This is a genomic window from Marinomonas sp. 63XJN7_7_ISO-PGPR-S23-202, from assembly GCF_056173505.1.
The window spans coordinates 728,880-751,855 of record NZ_CM149677.1; the positions used below are offsets into that span (position 1 = coordinate 728,880).

At 43.3% G+C, this 22,976-nt stretch carries 21 protein-coding genes and 1 tRNA gene; 11 read left to right on the top strand and 11 right to left on the bottom strand.

Annotation, left to right across the window (positions count from 1 at the left end):
* Positions 1–35 precede the first annotated feature (35 nt).
* The 3 genes from AC0VYG_RS03320 (at position 36) to AC0VYG_RS03330 (ending at position 2,715) form a co-directional block, all read left to right on the top strand.
* A complete protein-coding gene (locus tag AC0VYG_RS03320) occupies positions 36–1,526 on the top strand; it encodes a CoA-acylating methylmalonate-semialdehyde dehydrogenase (RefSeq protein ID WP_475430931.1) in 1,491 nt (496 codons plus the stop codon).
* Between the two features lie 186 nt (positions 1,527–1,712).
* Complete coding sequence (locus AC0VYG_RS03325; protein ID WP_475430932.1) at positions 1,713–2,336, top strand: COG3904 family protein; 624 nt, start codon at positions 1,713–1,715, stop codon at positions 2,334–2,336.
* 55 nt (positions 2,337–2,391) lie between these two features.
* The gene (locus AC0VYG_RS03330) at positions 2,392–2,715 is read left to right on the top strand and encodes a DUF1289 domain-containing protein (protein ID WP_475430933.1); all 324 of its coding nucleotides are present in this window, start codon (positions 2,392–2,394) and stop codon (positions 2,713–2,715) included.
* Between the two features lie 24 nt (positions 2,716–2,739).
* Here AC0VYG_RS03330 and radA read toward each other — a convergent pair whose 3' ends face one another.
* From radA to glnK, 4 genes are all read right to left on the bottom strand, one after another.
* Positions 2,740–4,128: a DNA repair protein RadA gene (gene radA / locus AC0VYG_RS03335; RefSeq protein WP_475430934.1), complete on the bottom strand. Its 1,389-nt coding sequence runs from the start codon at positions 4,126–4,128 to the stop codon at positions 2,740–2,742.
* A 92-nt stretch (positions 4,129–4,220) separates the two neighbouring features.
* A complete protein-coding gene (locus AC0VYG_RS03340; RefSeq protein WP_475432518.1) occupies positions 4,221–5,768 on the bottom strand; it encodes a GNAT family N-acetyltransferase in 1,548 nt (515 codons plus the stop codon).
* A gap of 162 nt (positions 5,769–5,930) precedes the next feature.
* Positions 5,931–7,211 carry an ammonium transporter gene (locus tag AC0VYG_RS03345; RefSeq protein WP_475430935.1) on the bottom strand — a complete coding sequence of 427 codons (1,281 nt, stop codon included), beginning with the start codon at positions 7,209–7,211 and terminating at the stop codon, positions 5,931–5,933.
* A gap of 40 nt (positions 7,212–7,251) precedes the next feature.
* Entirely contained in the window at positions 7,252–7,590 is a 339-nt protein-coding gene (gene glnK / locus AC0VYG_RS03350) for a P-II family nitrogen regulator (protein ID WP_067012896.1), read from the bottom strand.
* Positions 7,591–8,217: 627 nt separating this feature from the next.
* On the opposite strand from glnK, the gene AC0VYG_RS03355 reads away from it, so the two are divergent.
* Positions 8,218–8,613: an accessory factor UbiK family protein gene (locus AC0VYG_RS03355; RefSeq protein ID WP_475430936.1), complete on the top strand. Its 396-nt coding sequence runs from the start codon at positions 8,218–8,220 to the stop codon at positions 8,611–8,613.
* A gap of 13 nt (positions 8,614–8,626) precedes the next feature.
* On the opposite strand, the gene AC0VYG_RS03360 is transcribed toward AC0VYG_RS03355, so the two are convergent.
* Positions 8,627–8,854 (bottom strand): TIGR02450 family Trp-rich protein, encoded by a 228-nt coding sequence (locus AC0VYG_RS03360; protein ID WP_475430937.1) that lies wholly within the window; start codon positions 8,852–8,854, stop codon positions 8,627–8,629.
* Between the two features lie 115 nt (positions 8,855–8,969).
* Here AC0VYG_RS03360 and AC0VYG_RS03365 point away from each other — a divergent pair, with 115 nt between their 5' ends.
* From AC0VYG_RS03365 to rep, 3 genes are all read left to right on the top strand, one after another.
* On the top strand, positions 8,970–10,481 hold the full coding sequence (locus tag AC0VYG_RS03365; RefSeq protein WP_475430939.1) for a YifB family Mg chelatase-like AAA ATPase: 1,512 nt from the start codon (positions 8,970–8,972) through the stop codon (positions 10,479–10,481).
* A 182-nt stretch (positions 10,482–10,663) separates the two neighbouring features.
* Entirely contained in the window at positions 10,664–11,638 is a 975-nt protein-coding gene (locus AC0VYG_RS03370) for a bile acid:sodium symporter family protein (RefSeq protein WP_475430940.1), read from the top strand.
* Positions 11,639–11,719: 81 nt separating this feature from the next.
* Positions 11,720–13,768, top strand: coding sequence for a DNA helicase Rep (gene rep, locus AC0VYG_RS03375; RefSeq protein ID WP_475430941.1), 2,049 nt, complete (start codon positions 11,720–11,722; stop codon positions 13,766–13,768).
* A 110-nt stretch (positions 13,769–13,878) separates the two neighbouring features.
* Here rep and AC0VYG_RS03380 read toward each other — a convergent pair whose 3' ends face one another.
* On the bottom strand, positions 13,879–14,376 hold the full coding sequence (locus tag AC0VYG_RS03380) for a c-type cytochrome (RefSeq protein WP_475430942.1): 498 nt from the start codon (positions 14,374–14,376) through the stop codon (positions 13,879–13,881).
* A 203-nt stretch (positions 14,377–14,579) separates the two neighbouring features.
* Between AC0VYG_RS03380 and AC0VYG_RS03385 the strand changes: the two genes are divergently transcribed.
* The 3 genes from AC0VYG_RS03385 to AC0VYG_RS03395 all read left to right on the top strand — a co-directional run bounded on the left by AC0VYG_RS03385 (position 14,580) and on the right by AC0VYG_RS03395 (position 16,440).
* Entirely contained in the window at positions 14,580–14,873 is a 294-nt protein-coding gene (locus AC0VYG_RS03385; RefSeq protein ID WP_475430943.1) for a putative quinol monooxygenase, read from the top strand.
* A gap of 176 nt (positions 14,874–15,049) precedes the next feature.
* A tRNA-Arg gene (locus AC0VYG_RS03390) sits at positions 15,050–15,126 on the top strand.
* Between the two features lie 315 nt (positions 15,127–15,441).
* Complete coding sequence (locus AC0VYG_RS03395) at positions 15,442–16,440, top strand: tyrosine-type recombinase/integrase (RefSeq protein WP_475430944.1); 999 nt, start codon at positions 15,442–15,444, stop codon at positions 16,438–16,440.
* 211 nt (positions 16,441–16,651) lie between these two features.
* On the opposite strand, the gene AC0VYG_RS03400 is transcribed toward AC0VYG_RS03395, so the two are convergent.
* The 5 genes from AC0VYG_RS03400 to AC0VYG_RS03420 all read right to left on the bottom strand — a co-directional run bounded on the left by AC0VYG_RS03400 (position 16,652) and on the right by AC0VYG_RS03420 (position 21,915).
* Entirely contained in the window at positions 16,652–17,434 is a 783-nt protein-coding gene (locus AC0VYG_RS03400; RefSeq protein ID WP_475430945.1) for a HEPN domain-containing protein, read from the bottom strand.
* On the bottom strand, positions 17,435–18,517 hold the full coding sequence (locus AC0VYG_RS03405; RefSeq protein ID WP_475430946.1) for a GmrSD restriction endonuclease domain-containing protein: 1,083 nt from the start codon (positions 18,515–18,517) through the stop codon (positions 17,435–17,437). It lies immediately after the preceding gene.
* A gap of 601 nt (positions 18,518–19,118) precedes the next feature.
* Complete coding sequence (locus AC0VYG_RS03410; protein WP_475430947.1) at positions 19,119–19,619, bottom strand: DUF4411 family protein; 501 nt, start codon at positions 19,617–19,619, stop codon at positions 19,119–19,121.
* Positions 19,616–20,749 carry an ImmA/IrrE family metallo-endopeptidase gene (locus tag AC0VYG_RS03415; protein WP_475430948.1) on the bottom strand — a complete coding sequence of 378 codons (1,134 nt, stop codon included), beginning with the start codon at positions 20,747–20,749 and terminating at the stop codon, positions 19,616–19,618. The genes AC0VYG_RS03410 and AC0VYG_RS03415 overlap by 4 nt, the downstream gene beginning before the upstream one ends.
* A gap of 518 nt (positions 20,750–21,267) precedes the next feature.
* On the bottom strand, positions 21,268–21,915 hold the full coding sequence (locus AC0VYG_RS03420; protein ID WP_475430949.1) for a helix-turn-helix domain-containing protein: 648 nt from the start codon (positions 21,913–21,915) through the stop codon (positions 21,268–21,270).
* A gap of 161 nt (positions 21,916–22,076) precedes the next feature.
* Here AC0VYG_RS03420 and AC0VYG_RS03425 point away from each other — a divergent pair, with 161 nt between their 5' ends.
* Entirely contained in the window at positions 22,077–22,712 is a 636-nt protein-coding gene (locus tag AC0VYG_RS03425) for a phosphatase PAP2 family protein (protein ID WP_475430950.1), read from the top strand.
* The last annotated feature ends 264 nt before the right edge of the window (positions 22,713–22,976 follow it).

Here is a 22,976-nt window from a genome sequence, read left to right on the forward strand (position 1 = left end):
TGACATCCATATGAAAATAACTATTTGGAGTATTCATGGAAACCATAGGGCATTTGATTGGTGGCAAGCCATCTCAAGAATCTTCGCGCACGCAAGATGTGTTCAATCCCGCAACAGGCGAAGTGACAAAAAAAGTCGCCATTGCTCCTAAGGAGACAGTGGAAGAAGCCATCGCTGCTGCTCAAGCTGCCTACCCTGAATGGCGCAACACCCCGCCAATGAAACGTGCGCGTATTATGTTTCGCTATAAAACCTTGTTAGAGGAAAACGCCGATCGTATCGGGGAATTAGTGGGTGGTGAACACGGTAAAATTTGCCACGATGCGGCTGGAGAATTACAACGTGGTATTGAGAACGTGGAATACGCCTGTGGCGCGCCAGAGTTATTAAAAGGGGAATACAGTAAAAATGTTGGCCCAAGCATCGATTCCTGGAGCGAGTTTCAGCCATTAGGCGTTGTCGCGGGGATCACTCCCTTTAACTTTCCTGCCATGGTGCCGCTTTGGATGTTCCCCATGGCCATTGTGTGTGGCAATACCTTTGTATTAAAACCTTCCGAACGGGACCCAAGTGCCGCACTGCTACTTGCCGAGCTATTACATGAGGCCGGCTTGCCCGCCGGGGTGTTTAATGTGGTTAATGGTGACAAAGTGGCGGTAGACACCTTGCTGGAAGACAAGCGTGTGAAAGCGGTGAGCTTTGTGGGTTCTACACCGATTGCCGAATACATTTATCAAACTGCCTCTAAACATGGCAAACGCTGTCAGGCATTGGGTGGTGCGAAAAACCACGCCATTGTGATGCCGGATGCCGATATGGATAACGTCGTCAGCCAGTTGCTGGGGGCGGCCTTTGGTTCCTCTGGTGAGCGTTGTATGGCATTGTCTGTTGCGGTCACCGTTGGTAAAGCGGCTGGGGATGCGTTGATCGAAAAAATGTCGGCGGCCATGGCGCCTTTAAAAGTAGGCGAGTATTCCGATGCGAAAAACGACTTTGGCCCTGTCATTACCAAAGAGCATAAAGATAAAGTCGTTGGCCTGATCACCAGTGCCGAAGAGCAAGGAGCTAAGGTGGTGGTTGATGGTCGTCAAACGGTTGTTAAAGGCTATGAAAATGGCTTCTTTGTGGGGGCAACGCTAATAGACAACGTGACGGCTGAAATGGAAAGTTATCAGCAAGAAATTTTTGGTCCGGTGTTACAAGTTGTGCGGGTGGAGACCATGGAAGAAGCGATGCAGTTGATCAACGACCATGAGTATGGCAATGGCACTTGTATCTTTACTCGCGATGGGGAAGCGGCCCGTTACTTTTCTGATCACATTGAAGTGGGGATGGTGGGGATCAATGTGCCTCTTCCTGTTCCCGTGGCGTACCACAGCTTCGGCGGATGGAAGCGTTCGTTATTTGGGGATCTGCATGCCTATGGTCCGGATGGAGTACGTTTTTATACCAAACGAAAAACCATCACCCAGCGCTGGCCTTCTGCAGGCGTGAGAGAAGGCAAGAGTTTCGCCTTTCCGTCTTAATTGATTTATCGATGATCCTGTATGAAAAATGGTCGCGCATTTGTCGCGGCCATTTTTTTATGTCTTATATAAGATGAAGGGCGGGATTCTACTATTGAAAAAATCAGTGGTATAGTGCCTAGAAGAACACTTATTGTCAGCCAAAAGTGTTGTCTGTAAGCGTAGATTATTAGAAGAGCTGGTTGAATGACTATGGATAAGAATAATCAGACCCCTTTTGTGGTACTGGCGAGAACCCTCATGCTGTGTGCGGTGTTTTTATTGACCAGTTGTGCCTCAGAACCATCACATATTGATGATGTTGCCGCTAAAGACCCTTTACGAATTTATGTGAGCGGTAACAAAGCCTATCTATCCGGTATTCTTGGTAGGAATCTAACCGAACAGCTGAAAAATATGATACGCAAGCACCCCAATGTGACGGATTTGGTTCTGGTCGATATCCCCGGCACGGACGATGAAGAAGCTGTTATGGAAAGTGCCCGCTTGATTCGCTCTCTTGGTTTGAATACTCATATTGCTCGAACTGGTTATGTACTCTCCGGTGGAGTGGATTTGTTTTTAGGTGGGGTAAAAAGAACCATTGGGGCGGGCGCCGGCGTGGGGGTGCATACGTGGATTGATGAGTCGGGTAAATTGCCTAAAAATACCGATGTGAGTGATTCCATCAATGCGACCTACATCAATTTTTATTTGTCTATGGGGGTACCCGAACGTTTTTATTGGTTTTCTCTAAAGGCGGCACCAGCGGATCGGGTATATTTTCTCTCTCCAGAAGAGATGTACGATTACAAACTGATTACCGAATAAGCTATGCTTTCTTAAGGTGGAAATTGATTTTTGATAAAAGTAAGACGGAGGGGAAATGGAACAGATTGAGCTTTTTACCATTGAAAGCCCCTGCCGTGGTATCTGTGTGAACAGTGCTAAAGGGTTTTGTAAAGGCTGCTTGCGTAGCCGTGAAGAACGCTTTGAATGGTTTTCTTTATCAAATGAGGCACGGTTTATTATTTTGGAGCGCTGTAAACAGCGCCGCCAACGTTTACTTCGAGCCCGAGAAGAACGGCTTAATCAGCATTCTGAAAAAGCCTTACCCTATGGTATGGATGAAGAGATAATCGAAGATCAGGGGGGCGAACCCCCAGTCGAGGCCGAATTATTTGAGTTAACGCAAGAACCCTTCTATTAACCCTGCTTTCTGTCCCATCTACCGTTAGCGATCAAAAATCGCATCGAGTGCTTCCGATAGCCGATCCACACCAATCACCTTCATCCCTTCAATGGGCTTCTTAGGGCAGTTGGCTTTAGGAACAACTGCCTTGGTAAAGCCATGTTTGGCGGCTTCACTGATGCGTTCTTGCCCTGACGGAACAGGACGAATCTCACCGGACAAGCCTACTTCACCAAGGACGACCAAATCATGGGGTAATATCTGGTTTCGAAAGCTTGATACCACGGCTGCAATGGCCGCTAAGTCGGCACTGGTTTCTAATACCTTAACGCCACCGACGACGTTTAAATAGACATCTTGATCAGCCGTCAGTAACCCCCCGTGTTTGTGTAGGACGGCCAGTAGCATTGCCAGACGATTATGATCAAACCCTACAGTGACTCGCCGTGGATTACCCAGTGCGGAGTCATCTACCAAGGCTTGCAGTTCAACGAGTAACGGGCGAGTGCCTTCCCAAACGACCATCACCAGACTGCCCGCAGCAGGATGATTGCTGCGATTTAAGAAAATAGAACTTGGGTTTTTGACTTCTCGTAAGCCATTTTCCAGCATGGCAAATACCCCCAGTTCATTAATCGCGCCAAAGCGGTTTTTCATGCCGCGTAAGGTGCGAAAGCGAGAGTCTTCCGATCCTTCCAATAACACCGAGCAATCTACCATGTGTTCAAGCACTTTTGGGCCGGCCAGTGAACCATCTTTGGTAACGTGTCCAACAAGCAAGACTGCGGTTTGGGTTTGTTTGGCGAACCTAGTGAGTACAGCGGCACTTTCGCGTACCTGTGAGATGCTGCCTGGAGCCGATTCCACTCCATCTAAGTGCATGACCTGAATAGAGTCAATGACCATGACTTTCGGTTTAACTTGTTGGGCGATGGTTAGGATACTTTCAACATTGGTTTCAGAAAGCATTTTTAGATTTTTGGTTGGCAAACCTAGCCGTTGAGCTCGCATAGCCACTTGCTGTAAGGATTCTTCCCCCGTGATATAAAGGGCGCTTTGTTGTTGCGCCAGCCAACACATGGTTTGTAATAACAGGGTGCTTTTCCCAGCGCCTGGATGGCCGCCAATCAGTACGACACCACCAGGAACGAGTCCGCCGCCGAGTACCCGATCAAACTCGCTTGCCCCTGAACTAAAGCGAGGTACATCCCCTAAATCGACTTCGGATAGATCCTGAATGCCCGTAATAGATCCGGCATATCCTTGATAGCGTGGGTCTTGACTGGCAGAAACGCGGGCAGATGTCTTGCCTGAGGTGAGTTTGATTTCCGACAAGGAATTCCACGCGCCACAGGCTTGGCACTGTCCCTGCCATTTTGCGTAGTCTGCGCCACATTCGTTACATACAAAGGCTGTTTTTGCTTTGGCCATAATGGGTCTTCTGTCTTTAAAAAATATCATGGCCTTAAAAAGGCCATGATCTAGGGATGACATATTTAGTTTACTATGGGTAATAGCCGATTCTAACCCAAATCTAAATCCTTATTCCCTTTCCATTGAATGGAGTACAGATCCAAACGTCGATCTTTCAGGTTGTTTACTGACCCTTCGCTGCGGGTTTGTTTGAGTTTGTCCAAGTCCAAATCAGAGAACATCAGCATTTCGGTATTCGGGGTGGTTTCCGCCATGACCGCATCGTGTGGATAGGAGAAGTCGGATGGGGAAAAAACCGCCCCTTGGGAGTATTGCACATCCAGATTTTCGACTTGTGGCAAATTGCCGCAGCTACCGCAAATCACCACATAGCATTCGTTTTCAATTGCGCGGGCTTGAGCACAATTGCGCACACGTAGATAGCCGTTCTTGGTATCCGTCCAAAAGGGCACAAACAAAATGTCCATATCTTGCTCAGCCAGTAAACGGCCCAATTCAGGGAATTCCACATCATAACAAATCAAAATGCCGATACGCCCTGCATCGGTGTCAAATACGCGCAGTTCATTGTCTCCTTGGATAACCCAATCGCGGCGTTCGTGTGGCGTAATATGGATTTTACCTTGTTCTTCAATGGTGCCATCGCGGCGGCACAAGTAACTCACATTGTATAAATCATCCTCTTCAATCACGGGCATGGAGCCGGTGATGATATTGATGTTATAGCTGACCGCCATTTGCGACATTTCCGTGAGAAACAGCTCGGTAAAGCTTGCAAGAAAGCGTACCGCCTCGGTCTGATTGGTTTGATCAGGGCTTAACCCCATTAAGGGCGCATTGAAAAATTCAGGGAAAAGGGCGAAATCACTTTTATAGCTCGATAACGCATCAATAAAATATTCCACTTGCTTGAGTAGCTCTTCAACATTTGCTACCTCACGCATTTGCCATTGTACCGCGCCAATACGAACTTGGGTTTTACGGGATTTAATGACGGTTGTTTCTGGTTCGTAAAAGATGTTTTTCCATTCAAGCAGCGTCGCATACCCCTCCGATTTCTCATCTTCAGGCAAGTAGCTTTTTAATAAGCGTGTTACTTGAAAATCGTTAGAGAGTTGGAAAGATAAAATCGGATCGTAAATTTTACGATCGCTGACGGCTTCTAAGTATTCTGCGGGGGTCATCTCATCAGAATGTTCGTGATAGGTCGGGATACGACCACCCGCGAGGATCGCTCGCAAGTTATGTTGGCGGCACAGTTCTTTACGTGCCTCGTATAAGCGACGTCCTAGTCGGAAACCACGATATTCTGGATGAATTAATACATCCAAACCGTACATGGCATCGCCGTTACGATCATTGAGAATGGTTTCTTTCTTTCCGATAAGGTCTTCGTAGGTATGGGGGTTACTAAAACGTTGGTAGCTCACTTGAACCGAGAGCGCGATACCAACGATATCCCCATGGTCTTCAAGACAAATTTGTCCCTCAGGAAAGTCGTTAATGAGTTTACTAATGGTGTGCTCAGACCAAGCCCCACCGATGTCGTTATAGACTTGGTCCATCAGTTCTTTTACTTGTTCGTAATCCGTATGTTCTATATTACGGATTTTTAAATGCATATCTTCAAGCATAATGGCCTCTATGGTGTCTTTTGGACAAGTCTTACTGTTATGTGGATGAATGTCACTTTATAAAGCGTTAATTCTGCTTTTATTCCCTAAAAAAGAAAACCCCGCCGAGGCGAGGTTTTGTATGAGCAGTAGCAAATCAGTGAAAAAGAGAGCTAGCTGAACGTGTTAGTTTTTGGCGAATTCAGGGTAAGCTTCCATACCACATTCAGACAAATCAACACCTTCGTACTCTTCTTCTTCAGAGACGCGAACGCCCATGATGGCTTTGATGATCAACCAAACGATCAAACTAGTGACAAACACCCAGACAAAGATAGTCACTGCACCAGCGATTTGGCCAAAGAAGGTTGTGCCTGTGTTTGTTAGAGGCACAGCTAATAGACCCCAAAGACCCACCACACCGTGAACAGAGATGGCACCTACTGGATCGTCTATTTTCAGTTTGTCTAGCGTCAGGATGGCAATAACGACTAGGAGACCACCAACAACACCAATGAGTGTGGCACCAATAGCAGAAGGGGTTGAAGGTTCAGCCGTGATGGCCACCAAGCCTGCCAATGCGCCGTTCAACAACATGGTGAGATCCGCTTTTCCGAACAAAATACGAGCGAGCAATAGAGCGGCGACAGCACCACCCGCAGCAGCGGCATTGGTATTTAAGAATACTACAGCAACGGAGTTAGCACTGACGATATCACCAAGCTTCAGCACAGAGCCACCATTGAAACCGAACCAACCCATCCAAAGGATGAAGGTACCCAGTGTCGCCAGTGGTAGGTTTGCACCAGGAATGGCGCGAACTTCGCCATTTGGACCGTATTTTCCTTTACGAGAGCCCAGTACAAGTACGCCAGCCAATGCCGCAGACGCGCCTGCTAAGTGGACGATACCAGAACCTGCAAAGTCAGAGAAACCAAGGTCACCAAGGCTATACATACCGAATACAGAGCCACCGCCCCATGTCCAGTTACCTTCCATAGGGTAAATGAAGCCTGTCATTACAACGGCAAAGACGAGGAAAGACCAAAGCTTCATACGTTCTGCAACGGCACCGGAGACAATGGACATGGCCGTAGCAACAAACACAACTTGGAAGAAGAAGTCAGAGGCATCGGCATAGACCGAGCCGCCATCGAAGCCCGCTTTAGCGGATTCCGCCAGCACGGTGCTGACCAATGTATCGGCACTGCTGGCACCATCTAACTGAATGCCAGATAAGAACCAAGTGCCACCATACATAATGGCATAACCGCAGACCATATACATGATACAAGCAATGGCGTACAAAGCGACGTTTTTAGTAAGGATTTCTGTGGTGTTTTTAGAGCGGACAAGTCCCGCTTCTAGCATGGCAAACCCCGCTGCCATCCACATAACCAAAGCACCCATCACAAGGAAGTAAAAGGTATCCATGGCATATTGTAATTCGAAAATATTGTTTTGCATTTTTCGCCCCCCTTAAAGGCTTATAAGAGTCGATCGTGGATCAGACTGCGTCTTCGCCAGTCTCGCCTGTACGAATACGTACGGCTTGCTCAAGGTTAACGATAAAGATTTTACCGTCGCCGATTTTGCCGGTATTGGCTGCATTTGAAATGGCTTCCACCACTTGGTCCTTCATATCGTCGGCTATGGCAAGCTCGATTTTCACTTTTGGTAGAAAGTCCACAACGTACTCTGCGCCACGATAAAGTTCGGTGTGGCCTTTTTGACGTCCGAATCCTTTTACTTCTGTCACGGTAATGCCTTGCACTCCGATTTCTGAAAGGGCTTCTCGAACATCATCGAGTTTGAATGGCTTGATGATGGCAGTGATAAGCTTCATATCCACATATCTCCTTTAAAAAGTCTGGCTTAGTGTCGTGTTGCAGGTAAGTCTCTCTATTCAATATGCGTGCCACAAATGACATCAGTCGGAATGGTCAAGGTTTTGTAGGGATTGTAAAGAAAATAAGCAAGCAATCAGATAATTTTTGCTCTTTTTTGGTGCAAATTAGGTGGGTGTGACACGGTGTTTGTGCTTTGTGCTGGTGCGTTGGTTGAGTTGGAGTAGAACCTATTTTAAAGGAATTTGACTATCTCCTTGCTCTTAATGATGAATATCGCTAATGGTTTGAGACTGACGAAAGCGCTTATCGCTACTGCTGCTCGTTTATGGTTTAAAAGAAGGAGTGGGGCTGCACAAAAACTAGGCATGCCCGGTTTGATGGATTGTGTGCTTTGTAAATTTTCTATGTCATAAAAGGATAACTTTGAGACGCTTTGTCTTATGATCTTTATACTTTTAGACAGGAAAAGAGGCCATTCTTGGAAAGAGTATTGGATGAATAAGGTGTGGTTTGGCTTTCTTGGCGGCTTCTTCTTAGAGAATGCCACTGAGTCATGTTATTGTTAGTTTGTCTAGATTTTACTTACTTATATATGCACAGCAAACAAAAGGGGAGATGGCGAAATGATTGATCAATTTATTAAGCAACTGGGTAGTGGACTTGAGCAAGCAGCTGAGACTTTAGGGAAGTTACCCAAAGAAGAAATTCGCGCTCAGTTAGACCAGGTTGCACGTAACACATTGAAAAAAATGGATTTGGTAACGCGCGAAGACTTTGAACTACAGTCTGCCATGCTGGCGAAATATCGAGAACGTTTAGTTGCACTAGAGGCTCGTATTGAAGAATTGGAAAAGGCCGCAGCGGCACCCGCTAAAAAAGAGCCCGCAAAAAGAACCACAACTAAAAGAGCACCCGCGAAGAAGGCCGCCCCTAAAGCTGAGGCGACTCAAGAGAAATCCACAGACAAGTCTGATGAAAACAAGACTGATGGAGACAAAGCAGATACAAAAGACGCGTAATGTATTGGTGGGGTTATTGCCAGCCTTGTTTCCAATGGTCAGGTGACTTGAGATCCTGCCATGGAATTGTGTACTGTGTATGAGTGAGGACGGCCTCGATGACGCATTGCGTGATGATCTCTTGGTCGTCTCTTATAAGCTCTGTGACAAGAAAATGCTTTTCTTTCTGTTGTGGCGATGTGGATGTCCACTTTGATAAAAGTAGCTTTTTGGGATTAATTTGATTCATAGATGCTTGCATGCCTTCATTATTGTCTCGTGTTCTATTCGATACGCAGGAGCGCGAAATTCGGATGCTTATCGTGACAAAAAAGAGGTTGAGTTTACATAAAGAATAACGAGATCAAGGAGTGATCGTGAGTTTAGCCACAATATATGGCCGCGCCCGTGTTGGTGTTGCCTCCCCTCTTGTTACCGTAGAAACCCATATTTCCAATGGGTTGCCTTCTCTAAACATTGTTGGTTTACCAGAAGCTGCCGTTCGTGAAGCGAAAGATCGTGTGCGTAGCGCCATCATTAACAGTCATTTCGAATGGCCGACACGGCGCGTCACCATTAATCTTGCACCAGCTGATTTGCCCAAAGAAGGGGGGCGGTATGACCTTGCCATTGCGATTAGTGTGCTAGCGGCGTCGGGGCAGTTGGAAGAAGTTAATTATCGTGATTACGAATTTATTGGTGAATTGGCGCTGTCCGGTGAGTTAAGAGGCGTCTCAGGATTATTACCTTCTGCTATTGCGTGTCATCAAGCGAACCGACAATTGGTGTTGCCCTCAGAAAACCAACAAGAGGCGGCTCTGGTAGAAGGGGATGCGGTTCATGCCAATCATCTCACGCAAGTGACCGCTCACTTGCTAAAACATGCCCGTTTACCTGATTGTGTACCTGCGCCGCCAGAGCCTCTGGCTTTAGATCATAAGGACATGAAGGATGTAAAAGGCCAATATCAAGCTCGTCGAGCCCTAGAAGTGGCGGCGGCAGGACGCCACAATTTACTGTTTATTGGGCCGCCAGGGACAGGTAAAACCATGTTGGCGTCCCGCTTACCTGGCATTATGCCGGCCATGATTGAAGAAGAGGCATTGGCGGTTGCTTCAGTTCAATCGGTTGCTGGACGAAAAATGGGGGCCGAGTGGCATTGGGGGGAGCGGCCCTTTCGCTCGCCTCATCATTCGAGTTCTGCCGCCGCTCTGGTGGGCGGAGGGTCAATACCGAAACCGGGAGAGGCGTCGCTAGCACATTGCGGCGTATTATTTCTTGATGAGCTGCCAGAATTTGATCGAAAAGTACTTGAGGTGCTTCGTGAACCATTAGAAAACGGGGAAGTGCATATTTCCCGTGCCCGTGGTCAAGTAACCTACCCGGCACGTTTTCAGTTGGTGGCCGCTATGAATGCCAGTAATGAAGCCTACAGCGGTGAGCAAAACTATTATCAGTCCAGTGCCAGTCAAAAATACTTAAAGAAACTGTCTGCTCCGTTTTTAGATCGTATTGATTTGCATGTGGAAGTGCCGCCTCTGCCATCGGGGGTTTTGGTTAACGCCCAAGAAGAAGGGGAAAGTAGTGAAAGTGTTCGACAGCGCGTAGAAAGAGCCGTCGCTAGGCAGCGGGAGAGACAAGGTGTGCAAAATGCCTTGTTGAGTGGCCGCCAGCTAGAAGCCATCTGCGCATTGAGCGACGAGGACAAACAGTTTATGCAGCAAGCGTTGGAAACATTAAAGCTCTCAGCTCGCGCTTATCATCGTGTTTTAAAAGTGGCGCTGACGCTAGCAGATTTGAGTGACTCGCCAGTCACCCGTGCCCACTTAATGGAGTCGTTGAGTTATCGCAAAATGGAGAAAACCTTGAGTGCGGTGGTGTCTTCATAGTGTGGTTGAGGGCGGATTTGCGATGAGAAAAACGCTTTTTACTGAGCTGGATTAATTTTTGCTCAGAGTTGTTATCATTTCGTTACAATTCGTGTTCTTATAGGCTACTTGTTAATGCATGGCAATGTCGAATTTATTATCTGACGCCAAAGCAAATATCGTTTTGTATGGAGAGATAGATAGTGTTTCTGCGACTTTTTCCTGTATGGGCTGTGTTGCTCAGCGTAGTAGCGTTTTATAAACCGGCTTGGTTTAGTGGTTTTGAAGACGAGATTGTCTCTTTACTAACCTTAGTTATGTTGGCTATGGGTTTAACGCTGACACTTGAGGATTTTAAAAAAGTCTTAAAGAGTCGTGAAGCGTTGCTGGTTGGTGTCTTACTGCAATTTTTGATTATGCCATTTGTGGCGTTTTTAACGGCCTACTGCTTTGGCTTTGGTCAAGCTCTCACCATCGGCATGTTACTAGTGGGCAGTGTCGCTGGCGGCACCTCTTCGGCTGTGATGTGCTATTTAGCGAAAGGGGATGTGGCCTTGTCCATTTCTATGACGGCAATCACCACTTTATTGAGTGTCGTATTAACGCCTCTTTTGATGTCGTTTATGGTCGAACAAAGTGTCCACATTCCAACGGTTTCGAATTTTTTGTATGTGTTAAAAATCATTTTGTTGCCCGTGACAGCGGGGGTATTGATTAATACCTTGTTTTATAAAGCCGTTCGTAAGGCTGAGCCACTTTTGCCTTATGTTTCTATGATCGCGATTATGTTGATCATTGCGATTGTGGTATCGGCAAGTGTGTCTCGTTTGGCCTTAGTTGGCCCTACTGTCGTTGCTGCTGTCATCCTCCATAATGGCATAGGGCTCGGGCTAGGGTATTGGGTTGCGTATTTGCTTGGTTTTGATAAACGGGTATGCCGTACCATAGCCTTTGAAGTTGGCTTACAAAATTCTGCTTTAGCGGTAACACTCGCGTTTAAGTTTTTTACACCAATTGCGGCGCTTCCTGGTACCGTGTTTAGTATTTGGCACAATATTTCTGGTTCTTTATTAGCCAGTTATTGGGGGCGAACTGATGTGGCTAGCGATACTTGCCCTAACGCATCCTCTGTGGATCAGGCTGTGGATGTGCTCTCAATAAGAAAACGCATAAAATAGCGATAGGAAGCTTGTGCGAGAACCGTCAGAGTCAGGTACACTTAGCACTGAAATGTTAACGCCGTTAAGCCAGAGTGTGTCATGAGTGAATCCCTTCCATCCATATCCCAGCGTTTGAGAAATCTGAACGAGCGACAGCTAGACGCTGTAAAAATGATCGATGGTCCTTTGCTGGTGTTGGCTGGTGCCGGTTCCGGTAAAACGAGCGTTATTACGACGAAAATTGCTTATCTGATCCAAACCTGTGGTTTTAAAGCCAATAGTATTATTGCCGTCACCTTTACGAATAAAGCCGCCCGTGAAATGAAAGAGCGTGTCGTGGGGATGTTGTCCAAACAAGAAAGCCGAGGTTTAAGTATTTCGACTTTCCATACACTTGGCTTGAACATTCTTCGCAAAGAGTATCGCAAAGCAGGGCTTAAAGAAGGCTTCACACTATTTGACGCGCAAGACTCGTTAAGCTTGATTAAGGAGATTCTTGATAAAGAGTTTAGTGGCCAAACCGACTCCGCCGCGTATTGCCAAAGTACAGTTTCGAATTGGAAAAACGACTTAACCACCCCGCAAGAAGCCATCACGAATGCCGACACGGAAGAGTTTCTGCTCGCAGCGCAGGTGTATGCACAATATCAACGCTATTTGCGAGCCTACAATGCTGTGGATTTTGATGATTTGATCCTGCTCCCTGTGAGTTTGTTGATGGCTGATGAAGCATTGCGAGATAAATGGCAGAGAAAAGTGCGTTATTTGCTGGTGGATGAGTGCCAAGATACCAATGCCAGTCAGTATGAATTGATTCGTTTATTAGCCGGATTTCGTCGCTGTTTCACCTTAGTGGGGGACGATGACCAATCCATTTACGCCTGGCGGGGCGCACGACCAGAAAACCTTGAACGCTTATCAACCGACTATCCAAACTTGAAACTGGTTAAGCTTGAGCAAAATTATCGTTCAACTAAGACCATTCTAAAAGCCGCTAATACCCTGATTGCCAATAACCCTCATATTTATGATAAGGCCCTTTGGAGTGATTTGGGAGAGGGCGACCCTATTCGCGTGATGGTCACACGAAACGAAGACGCGGAAGCGGAACGGGTGGCGGCTGAAATTCAGTCTCGTCACCTACGTCATGAGATCCCTTATCGAGATTTTGCCATTTTGTATCGAGGAAACCATCAGGCTCGCTTAATCGAGATTAAACTTCAAGCCTATCGTATCCCTTATAAAATGAACGGCGGAACTTCCTTCTTCTCCCGTGCTGAGATCAAAGATTTGATGGGCTACCTACGCTTATTGGTGAACCCCGATGACGATAACGCTTTTTTGCGTATTGTAAACTTACCTCGTCGTGAGATTGGGCCAGCCACCTTGGAAAAAGTGGGCAACTTGGCCACTCAGCGAAATATCAGCTTATTTGAAGCATCGAGTTACCGTGAGCTTGAAGAGTCTGTGTCTGGTCGTCCGTTAAAAAGCCTACAGGACTTTCATCATTGGATGTCGACCTTACGCCAGCGTCTTGAGGGAGCGTCCCCCGTACCCATTATCGAACAAATGATCTTCGATATGGACTATTATAGTTGGATTCAAGAGCAATCTAGCTCCACCAAAATGGCGGAACGGCGCATTGAAAACGTCCGTTTCTTGCTCGAATCTATTCAAAGAATGATGGAGTCCGCATGGGAAGAAGACGAAACGGCTGGGTTAGATCAAGCCATTAGCAAGCTATTATTAATTGATATGCTGGAGCGACAAGAAGAGGAAGAAGACGAAGATAAAGTCCAGCTTCTTACACTCCATGCCTCCAAAGGGCTAGAATATCCACACGTCTTTTTGATTGGTTGTGAAGAGGAGCTATTACCCCATCGCAATAGCATTGAAAACGATGATATCGAAGAAGAGCGTCGCTTAGCTTATGTGGGCATCACCCGGGCAAAACGCACCTTGTGTATTACTCTGGCAGCGAAACGTCGTCAATATGGTGAAGAAATTGACTGTTTGCCCAGTCGATTCCTAGACGAACTTCCAGAAGAGGACTTAGTCTGGGAAGGGCGTGGCGATGAAGCGGAAAGCGTTAAAAAAGAGCGTGGGAAAGCCTCTCTATCGGCTCTTAAAGCAATGCTGAACTCTTAATCGAACGTTGTATTTTAAGCCAAAAATCGCTTGCTGGATTATTACTTGATGAACGAAAAAGAGAGATGCTAACGAGCGTCTCTCTTTAGAATAGACCAGAGTACAAGCCGCTATTGGCTATGATCGACCATATATTGAATGGTATGTTTTAGCTCTTCGTCAGTGCAATCGGAGCAAATACCCTTAGGCGGCATAGCGCCAATGCCGTGAATGACGTTTTTTAACATGGTGTCCATACCTTTGGCGATATGAGGTTGCCATTCTTTGGCATTACCGAGGCGTGGAGCACCAGCGGCCCCTGAAGCGTGGCAGGCAATACAGTAACGATTATAAATGTTTTGTGGAGCTCGTCCGCTATAAGCGGCTTCCGCTTCTGCTTTGAGAGAGGATGTGCTGGTTTTATTGTCTGCAACGGTGATGGCTTTTGTCTGCTCAGCACCGCAAACCTGCCCTTCTATACACACAACGCCCACAGGTTCGATTCTTTGCGCGATCGCGTCTAATTGTTTAGTGGTGATTGCGCTCGCTTGGGAAGCCATCATCAGAGCGAAACAAGTGACGCTAAGAGCAAAGCAGCGTTTCATATAGGTAGTGATAGAAAAAGTCACAATGAATCCTTATCAAATCAGTCTTAAACACGTTACATTTATTAAAACATAAAGCAGAGTGGATACTCGCGCCTTTTTTGATTTGCTATGATGTACGTCTTTTATTTTTTGACTAGAGACACTTTGTAAAGCGTCACAATGAAGTGTGATGACTCTTCAAAGGGCTCTACTTTTATAACACGTTATTAAGACAAGGAAACAACATGACTTCTGAACTCGTTCTCGTTGCTAATATTACAGCTCACTCAGGTAAAGGGGAGGATTTGCAAAAAGCGTTAGAAGCGCTCCTTAAACCGACCCGAGCAGAAGAGGGTTGCTTACAATACGACCTTCATCAAAGCAACACAAACCCAGATGGTTTTGTCTATTTCGAGCGCTGGGCTAATCGTGACGTTTGGTTGGAACATATGGAAACAGACCACATCAAGACCTTTTTAGAAGCCACCAAAACGATCATCGCACAATTTGATGTGACAGAATTGCATAAAATCGGCTAGTGGCAGTGTGGATCTAACGGTTACCTATGTAGCCATGCGGTAATAAAGCAATAAAAAACAGCGAATCTCTGTGGTTTATTGCTTTAAGTACTGGAAAATTGAGCATTTTCCTTTAGAATAGCCACTCAAAATTACATCGCGGCTACTCCCTTTCAGGGGTCACAAGCCCACGCAATGCGCCCGTAGCTCAGCTGGATAGAGCGTCGCCCTCCGGAGGCGAAGGCCGGAGGTTCGAATCCTCTCGGGCGTACCATTTTAATAATGGCCACTAACCCTGTAACCCACGTATTTACTGACTTTATAAGAAAATAAACTTTATTTTTCTTTAGGTCGGCACATCACATTTTTTCTTCATGGGACAAAATTGGGACACCTCCTAAAAAACTTTTTATGAGGGCTCTTTCATGCGTCTAAATTTCGTCTTTCAAAAAAATGAACTGTTTTGTCTAAAAATGGTTCATCGATTCAGTTTACTAATTTCTTCATCCTTGTTGTTAGACAAAGCACGTCTAAGCGAATTTGTGCACACAGCATCTTTTCTCTTGACGATGGAAGAGGAATTTTAGACATGGCGACAATAACAAAAAGAAACGACAAGCAGTGGCAAGCTAAAGTCAGAAAGAAAGGTTTTTCGACTGTTTCAAAGACATTTCCCACCAAAGCAGCCGCCCAACGCTGGGCTAGGGACGTTGAGTCTGAGATGGATAAAGGAAGCTATGTTTCCTTATCTGTAGCAGAGACAACAACACTAAATAGCATTTTTGAGCGATACTTGGATGAAGAAGTGCCGAAGAAAAAATCTATTGCCGATCATAACTCTAGAATTAAGCGTTTAAACGTAGAATTTGGTCATCTTTTCTTAATTGCGCTAACGCCAGCAATGGTAAGAGAGTTCAGAGACGAGCGACTTGAGTACGTAAAAGGCGATACAGTACGAAAGGATATTTCATTACTGGGACGTATCTTAAAATTAGCACTTACTGAGTGGGATATACATTTACCGCGAGGAAACCCTGTAGATTCAGTGAAGCTGCCGCCGAAAGGAAGTTCAAGAAATCGTAGGCTTATTAATGACGAAGAAACTGTACTTTTAGAAAGCGCTTGTAGGTACGGTGGATTTATTGAATCAATTATAAAGCTTGCTCTTGAGACTGGTGCAAGACGTGGTGAGATTCAGCGCCTGCGCTGGCAAAACATAGACCTTAAAAAATCGACCGCTTTTCTGGTCGACACAAAAAATGGTGAAGACAGAGAAATCCCATTGTCGAATATCGCTCTAAATGTCTTGTTAAGGTTGCCAAGAAATCTCAATGGTCGTGTTTTTGATATACAAGCAGACTCAATAACTAAAGCATTTCGTCGCGTTTGTGATAGCGCGAGCATCAAAGACTTATGGTTTCATGACCTTCGTCATGAAGCGACCTCACGTTTTTTTGAGAAGGGATTGGACATCATGGAAGTGAGCTCAATAACGGGTCACAAAGACCTGAGAATGCTGCGTAACTACACACACTTAAAAGCTGAAAACTTAGTTGAAAAGATTAATTTTGATAGCGTGATAGGGTAAAGAATTAATGTTTTTTGGTTGGAGGCTTTAGGTCGCTTTATGCTACCGATGAATTGGCAGTGGTTATGAATCCTCTTTTTTTAAAGGAGAGGATTAGACGTTTTTTTGCGTTGATTAGTACGCTAATTTGTTATGATTCTTTGGGGTTTTGAATAATATTAATAAAAAGCGGATTAAGTGAAATGAAAAGGTATTTATTCATATTATATATCTAAGAGGATTTGTTACATAAACAGTAAATAATTGCCAGCTGAAGAATATATGCTTGTTCTTGTCTTTCCTTTAATTGATTGGTTGTTACGTTGTTGGAAAATGAATTTCCGTGAACAATTGAATGCCTGATAGTATTAATGTCGTCTAGATATGTTTCCCACAAAGTTCTAGAGTTGCCATAATTCTCAGGAGAAAGTTTGAATTGTGCCAGGTTGGTTTTATATGGGTATTTGTTAGTGCTTAACTTAACAATTAATTTTATTCGTTTTAGTAAATGTGTTGTTTTATTTCCTGATTCAAAACATTTATCAAAAAGTGAATTATGCAATAGCTTAAAAATATTTTGTATACCTAATCTTTCTAGTACTTTTTTAATTGACTCTGGTTTTGGATTTCTATTTTTATCAAATAAGAATGCTTCATGACTTATTTTGAAGTCCTCATATTGTGAAAATTCAAGAACCATTTCGTCAATCAAAATATCATAATTATTAAACTTTGAAGCGTCAAAGCCCAAGTATTTTTTACAATAGTTACGTTTTATAGCTATTGGGAGGTCGTTATATTTTTTATTTTGGTTTAAATCTCGAACTAAGTTCTTGACCAAATCTTTTATAAAACCTTCTAAATGTGAAACTATTAAAATCGAAGCTGAACGACATAAAGCATTATGAAAATCCACATCACTTTCAATAAAATGTTGAGCTTTATCAATTAATAGGTTAACTTCCTTCCATTGCTCTTCAATTTGAATAGTGTAGCTATTGATGAATGTTGCCATTTAGAGTGTTTCCAAAGCTATTTTAATACGAGTAGTAATTTTACTTACATCATTAACACTGCCTTCACAAGCATTAAAAAAATCTTTATTTTTAAATAAACCTAGAGTTTTATTTTTGCTGAGGGTTTTTTCTTCTAAGTAAGCTTTTTTTCCTAGACATATTATTGCATCAAAGACAGATACATTATATTTAGACATTCGTTCAAGATTGTTGTTAATATATCGATATTTTGAGAATGGAAGGTCTCCAATTGAATGGTTTAAAAGAAGCATTACACCTTCAAACTCATCTTTAAATTCTTTAAGCTCTTTATGTGAAAGTTTATTGAATTGAATCATTTTGTCTGTAAGGTATTTTTTAAATCCTCCCTTATATTCTTTATATCCATCTTTGTAAGTGACAGCGAAATATCGTAATACAAGTTCTTCATCTTCCATTTTTATAATACGCTTACTGTCTTTTGATAAGTTCGCATTGTTTAAAAAAATCTTGTCCTTTGATAATACTTTTATTAGTTCTTTAAATGGACCGCGACATGTTGCATTTCTTAATTCTTGTGGTTCTAGCTTTACAGAACCTGAATTTAGACGCTCAAAAATATCGTATTTAACTTGTTGGTCTATTGTTGAATCAATTCTTAGGCAGCGAATAGCTCTTTCTTCTAGTCTTCGAATAAGGAAAGGTGGAAGGTCTTTATAATAGCAACCATTGAGCGGTGTAAGAACTTCTAAATCACTAAGCTGATACTTATTATTAAAGAAATTATAAATAGCTGTTAATCTTTGTTGGCCATCAATAACAGAAAATCTAGAAATACCATCGTCAATCTCATCATCAACATCAACATCTTGAGAAATATATATAAAAGGAACAGGGATATTCAATATAAGGCTTTCAATTAATTTTGAAGATGCTTCATTGGTCCAACGATGTTTTCTTTGATAGTCAGGATTTAGCTTTATGATTTTTTTGCTTATTTTTTTTACTATTGTTTCTAGATCATATTCAATTGTTTGTGTTTTCACAGTCCTCTCTTTAGCTTTAGATTGTAATTGTTCTAAATTATCTTTCAGAAATGACATTAAAATTCTCCTAACATAGAATTGATATTTTATACAATAAATTATTTTATGCCGGTGTGTTATCAACGGAATATAACAAGAGACAACGACTAGATGGTTCGAGTAACAACGATTTTAATACTATTTAATAACTTAGTTTGTTTTTAGCACAAGACCGATGGCGCTTTCGGCTACTTTCCTTCCTACACATTCGACGTCATATAATCTGTTTAATACAAAGTAACCATTATCCAAACCATCGACATAGACGCTACAATCCGAAGATATTATTCTTTAAGTAGCTAAGCGACAACATCTGGTCACAAGCTTCAAAGTATACAACCAATAAACTGGTAAAATGTACCACAGGCGAAGCCTTGAATGTCGCGCATTTTAGAAAGCACTTTGACGGGCGGTGCTTATAGTTATTTGGAATTGTTAAAACTGAACGAGTTTTTTATTCTTAACCCGTATTTAGGGGCAAAACTACGTTAGTTACTTTACTTATAAAGATTGATTAGTAACACAAAAGTAAATTGATTTTAAAAACGTCACGACAGATAAGCATTTTAGGTTAGCTAGTTGTCGAAATGTTATAAGGTCACAAGTACATCGATGGAATTTATGCAACAGGCAAAACAAATTCTGCTTGAAGATCATGTAGCATTTCAAAGGTATTCATGTAATGTACTCCCAGAATTTCACAGACATTTGGAATATGAATTTTCTTCTTTATGTCTGGTTTATAGACTTCTTGAGTCACAATTGTTGCTCCTGTGGCCATAGCTGTAGCAATAAGCCAAGGGTCTGCACCTGACATGAATTCAGCGTGAGTACCATCTTTCATGTGGGTCATACTATAAACGGTAGGTGCGACCTGCGTGGCAAAGCAAGTTTGAATTGCTGCATCTGATTCAGAGATGAAAATTTGTGAATTATCTTTTACCCACTGCGCTAACTCATCATTGCCATTTTCTAGCTCATTTTTGACCATTTTAATACTCTCAATCTCTTGCTTTTCATGAGCTTGAAGCAGCCATTGCCAATAAGCTGGGCAAATAGTCATGCTGTAGTATCTGCCTTTGGCTTCAATAAAGGTATTTGCGTCTAAAAGGTACTTCATAGTGACATTTTACTCGCGTACGTTTTTAGAGCGCTTGGAGATACTCCCAGTAAGCGGCCTGCATCTCTTAATAACAGTCTTCCACTTCGAGCTTCAGAAATAACGGCTTGAGACATCAATATACTATTCTTAGCACCAGCACTTCTGTAGAAGTCTCCACCAACGCCTTCTTTGTTTCGGAAAGCTTCGAGTTCAGCCCTATAAAAATCGGAGTAAGCAACTCTGGATATAACTCCAGCGTCAGCAGCACGCCTTGCAACAACTAGTTTACTAACATGAAACCTAGAGGCAATAGTCGCACAGTTTGTAGCTATAGATTCTACCTCGCTCCACATTTCAACAAGATTACTCTCAGGGACAAGGAATTCACCAGCAACTTGATTACAGTATTTTTCTTCAGTTGAGTTGGAGGGCTCTAAATTAGATATGCCACTGCTACCTAGCCAAATGTGTGCTAGCTCATGAATAAGAGTAAAAAGTCGTGCTGGAGGTGCGTCAGCGCTGTTGATGAAAACTACTGGAGCAAACTCATCAGTAATCGCGAATCCTCTAAACTCAGAAACTTGAAGTTTTCTGTGTGTATTGTTTCCCACAATGCCACTTCTCATAACCAAAATTCCTGCATTCTCAGAACCTTGAATCAGGTCTCGTTGATAATCGTCCCATGTTCCACGTATCGGGACGGCGACGCCTAGCGCTTCTCGCATTAAAGAAACAGCTTTGTTTATTGGCGTTTTTAGAGTTATGGAGCCGACATATGGGTTAGATCCCAATTCATTAGAGATAAGGTAGTCCTTGTACCACTCCTGTTTTTTTAGAACTTGAGTAATTATATCGCGTAATTCAGGGCTTGGTTGCTCTACCTCACGACGCTCAACAGTTCTTAAATCAGGTATAGGTAAGGGGTCTTCTTTTGGAGGTTTAGGTAAAAATAGAAAGCCAAAAGGCGTATGAGTATACTTAGCAATGCTTTGTGCTTGCTTAAATGTCGGTTTTGCCTCTCCAAGTTCCCATTGTGCAATACGCTCGATTTTAACATTTAGCTTCTTTGCAAGCGCACTATCACTTAAGCCAGAACGATATCTAGCCCAACTCAAGAGTTCTGGGTTTACTAAAGCTTGCGTTGCCATATATAACATTTCTTTCTATTAAAATTGATAGAACTATACCTTCAAAGGGAGTATTAATACAGAAGTGAAGAGCATAATGATTCGACAAATCAATCTATCCCCACCCAGTATTCTTCACTATAGACGTCTTAGCAAGCACTTGATAAAAGAAACGCTTTGAAGATCTAGCAGTCCGTTTTTTACTTCGGACGGTTCGGCTAGTTAATAATTTCAGAGCTACCTACTACCCCCATTCCTTCTGATCATTAATTTCGGCACTCATGTGGGAGTATTCTCACCTGTGAGTTAGGATGCTAACGATTGGGCAATTGAGACCATGAACAACCCAAAACACCCACTGGAACTGCTACAACGAGTTATAACTGTCAGCCAAGAAACCATGAAGATAGTGAATAACTTGCTCGCGTTGGATACTGATTAAGGCTTATTATAAGACAATTTTATAAATTAGGTGTCGTCAAATTAATATAAGGCGAATAACTCGAAAGGCTGTTTAAAAACGTCTTTCGAGCTATATTTTAATGAACTGGCTTCACTAAAGAGCCAATAATTTTACCTATGATCCGAATCGAAGTATTAAACTCTTCCCGTCTCAAAACTTCATCATCAAACTTGTCAGAATCACAGCACACTTTGATCTGTGTAGCTGCCACGTTAGGTTTTAAACGTCTTATAGTAACTTCTGTACTAGTCTCTATGACAAAAAGACCTGTTGATACTGTCTTACTCGTGCTCTTTGATACTAGTACAACTTCACCCAAACTTATAGTTGGTTTCATTGTATTATCTAAGACTTCAAGAGCAAAAATCTGACTGAGCTCTTGCTCTGTTAGACCTTTAGGTAAAAAGCGCTCAGGTAGCATCACATAAGCTACTGACTTGGCTTTATTCCACGTTTTAGCTTTTGCTGAATAAATTTGAATAGTAACCATATCTGAATCGTTTCTTTCAACTTCCACTGTTTTGGTTACGCCTTCTAACCTTAATGCCTCTTGAGTTTTTTTGGGTAAGCTACTCGCGTGATACTCAAAATTTAAGCCTTTCAATCCTTTAACTTTTCTATATTGCCAGCTTCCAATCCTTGCTTTTCGCGTCACGTTTGTTGCGTGCGTAGGCATACCATCGAGTCCGGCAAGTTCTGCTGCTGTAAACCATTCTTTTGTCATTATTGCTCCCTATATAGGTAAACGAAAATAATTTTGAATGGCTTGTGAAATCATCTTGTGAAATCATTTGTTGATCTTCAATGATTTCACAGATATGATTTCACAACACTGACCAAGTGATATTCAAAATCTAATTAATTCAACCTTACAAGGTAACTAGAATGCTTTCTTCATGTAACCCTGCTGATACCAGCTGGGGCGGATTTTTGCGCCTAAAATTCAACAAAAATAGAAAAAACATCATTTTTAATGGTTTTAAGACTATATCTAAGATCTCTTTACTAGTATTTCCTGTTTCTTATGTAAGTGTAGTTCATGCTGATGACAGCATTGTTCGCGCAGGAGATAATCTTCAAATAGGGATTCCACTAATGGCGGGAATGATTTCACTGATCAAAAATGATTATGATGGAACATCCGAATGGGCAGAGGGTGCTTTGTGGACGTCAGTGGCTACACATTCACTAAAATTAGCCGTGAGTGAAAGGCGACCAAACGGTATGGACAACAACTCATTTCCATCAGGGCATACCTCTGCGGCGTTTCAAGGTGCTGCATTTTTGCAGATGCGCTATGGTTGGACGTATGGTGTGCCAGCTTATGCCGCTGCTTCATACGTGGGTTATTCACGTGTTCATGGTGAATATCATTACTGGCGCGATGTCGCAGCAGGAGCTGCTCTAGCCGTGGGTGTTCAATATGTCATTACTGGTATGGGAAAGAGTGTTAGAAACCTCGTCGTTGCTCCAATCATTGATAGAAATACGTACGGGCTTTATGCGTCTATGACTTACTAGTTGCTGTTATCGCTAATAAAAAAGGGCTTGTTCAATTTTGAATGAGCCCTTTTTGTTTGCCCAGCGAAGCTGGCAAACCCATCAGGTTGAAAGAAACCTGTCTCACCCCGACTGGGGTAAGAGAATCCAAGAGTAGGCGCTCTTAAGCGAGAAAGTTGTTGGCGGGTCTGAAGGAAGCGATAGGAAGTTAACAGTACACAGTGCAAGTGAACCTGCTTCGGCAGCTTAGGTGGGGAAGCGTGCAAAATAGCGCAAAGTCCATAC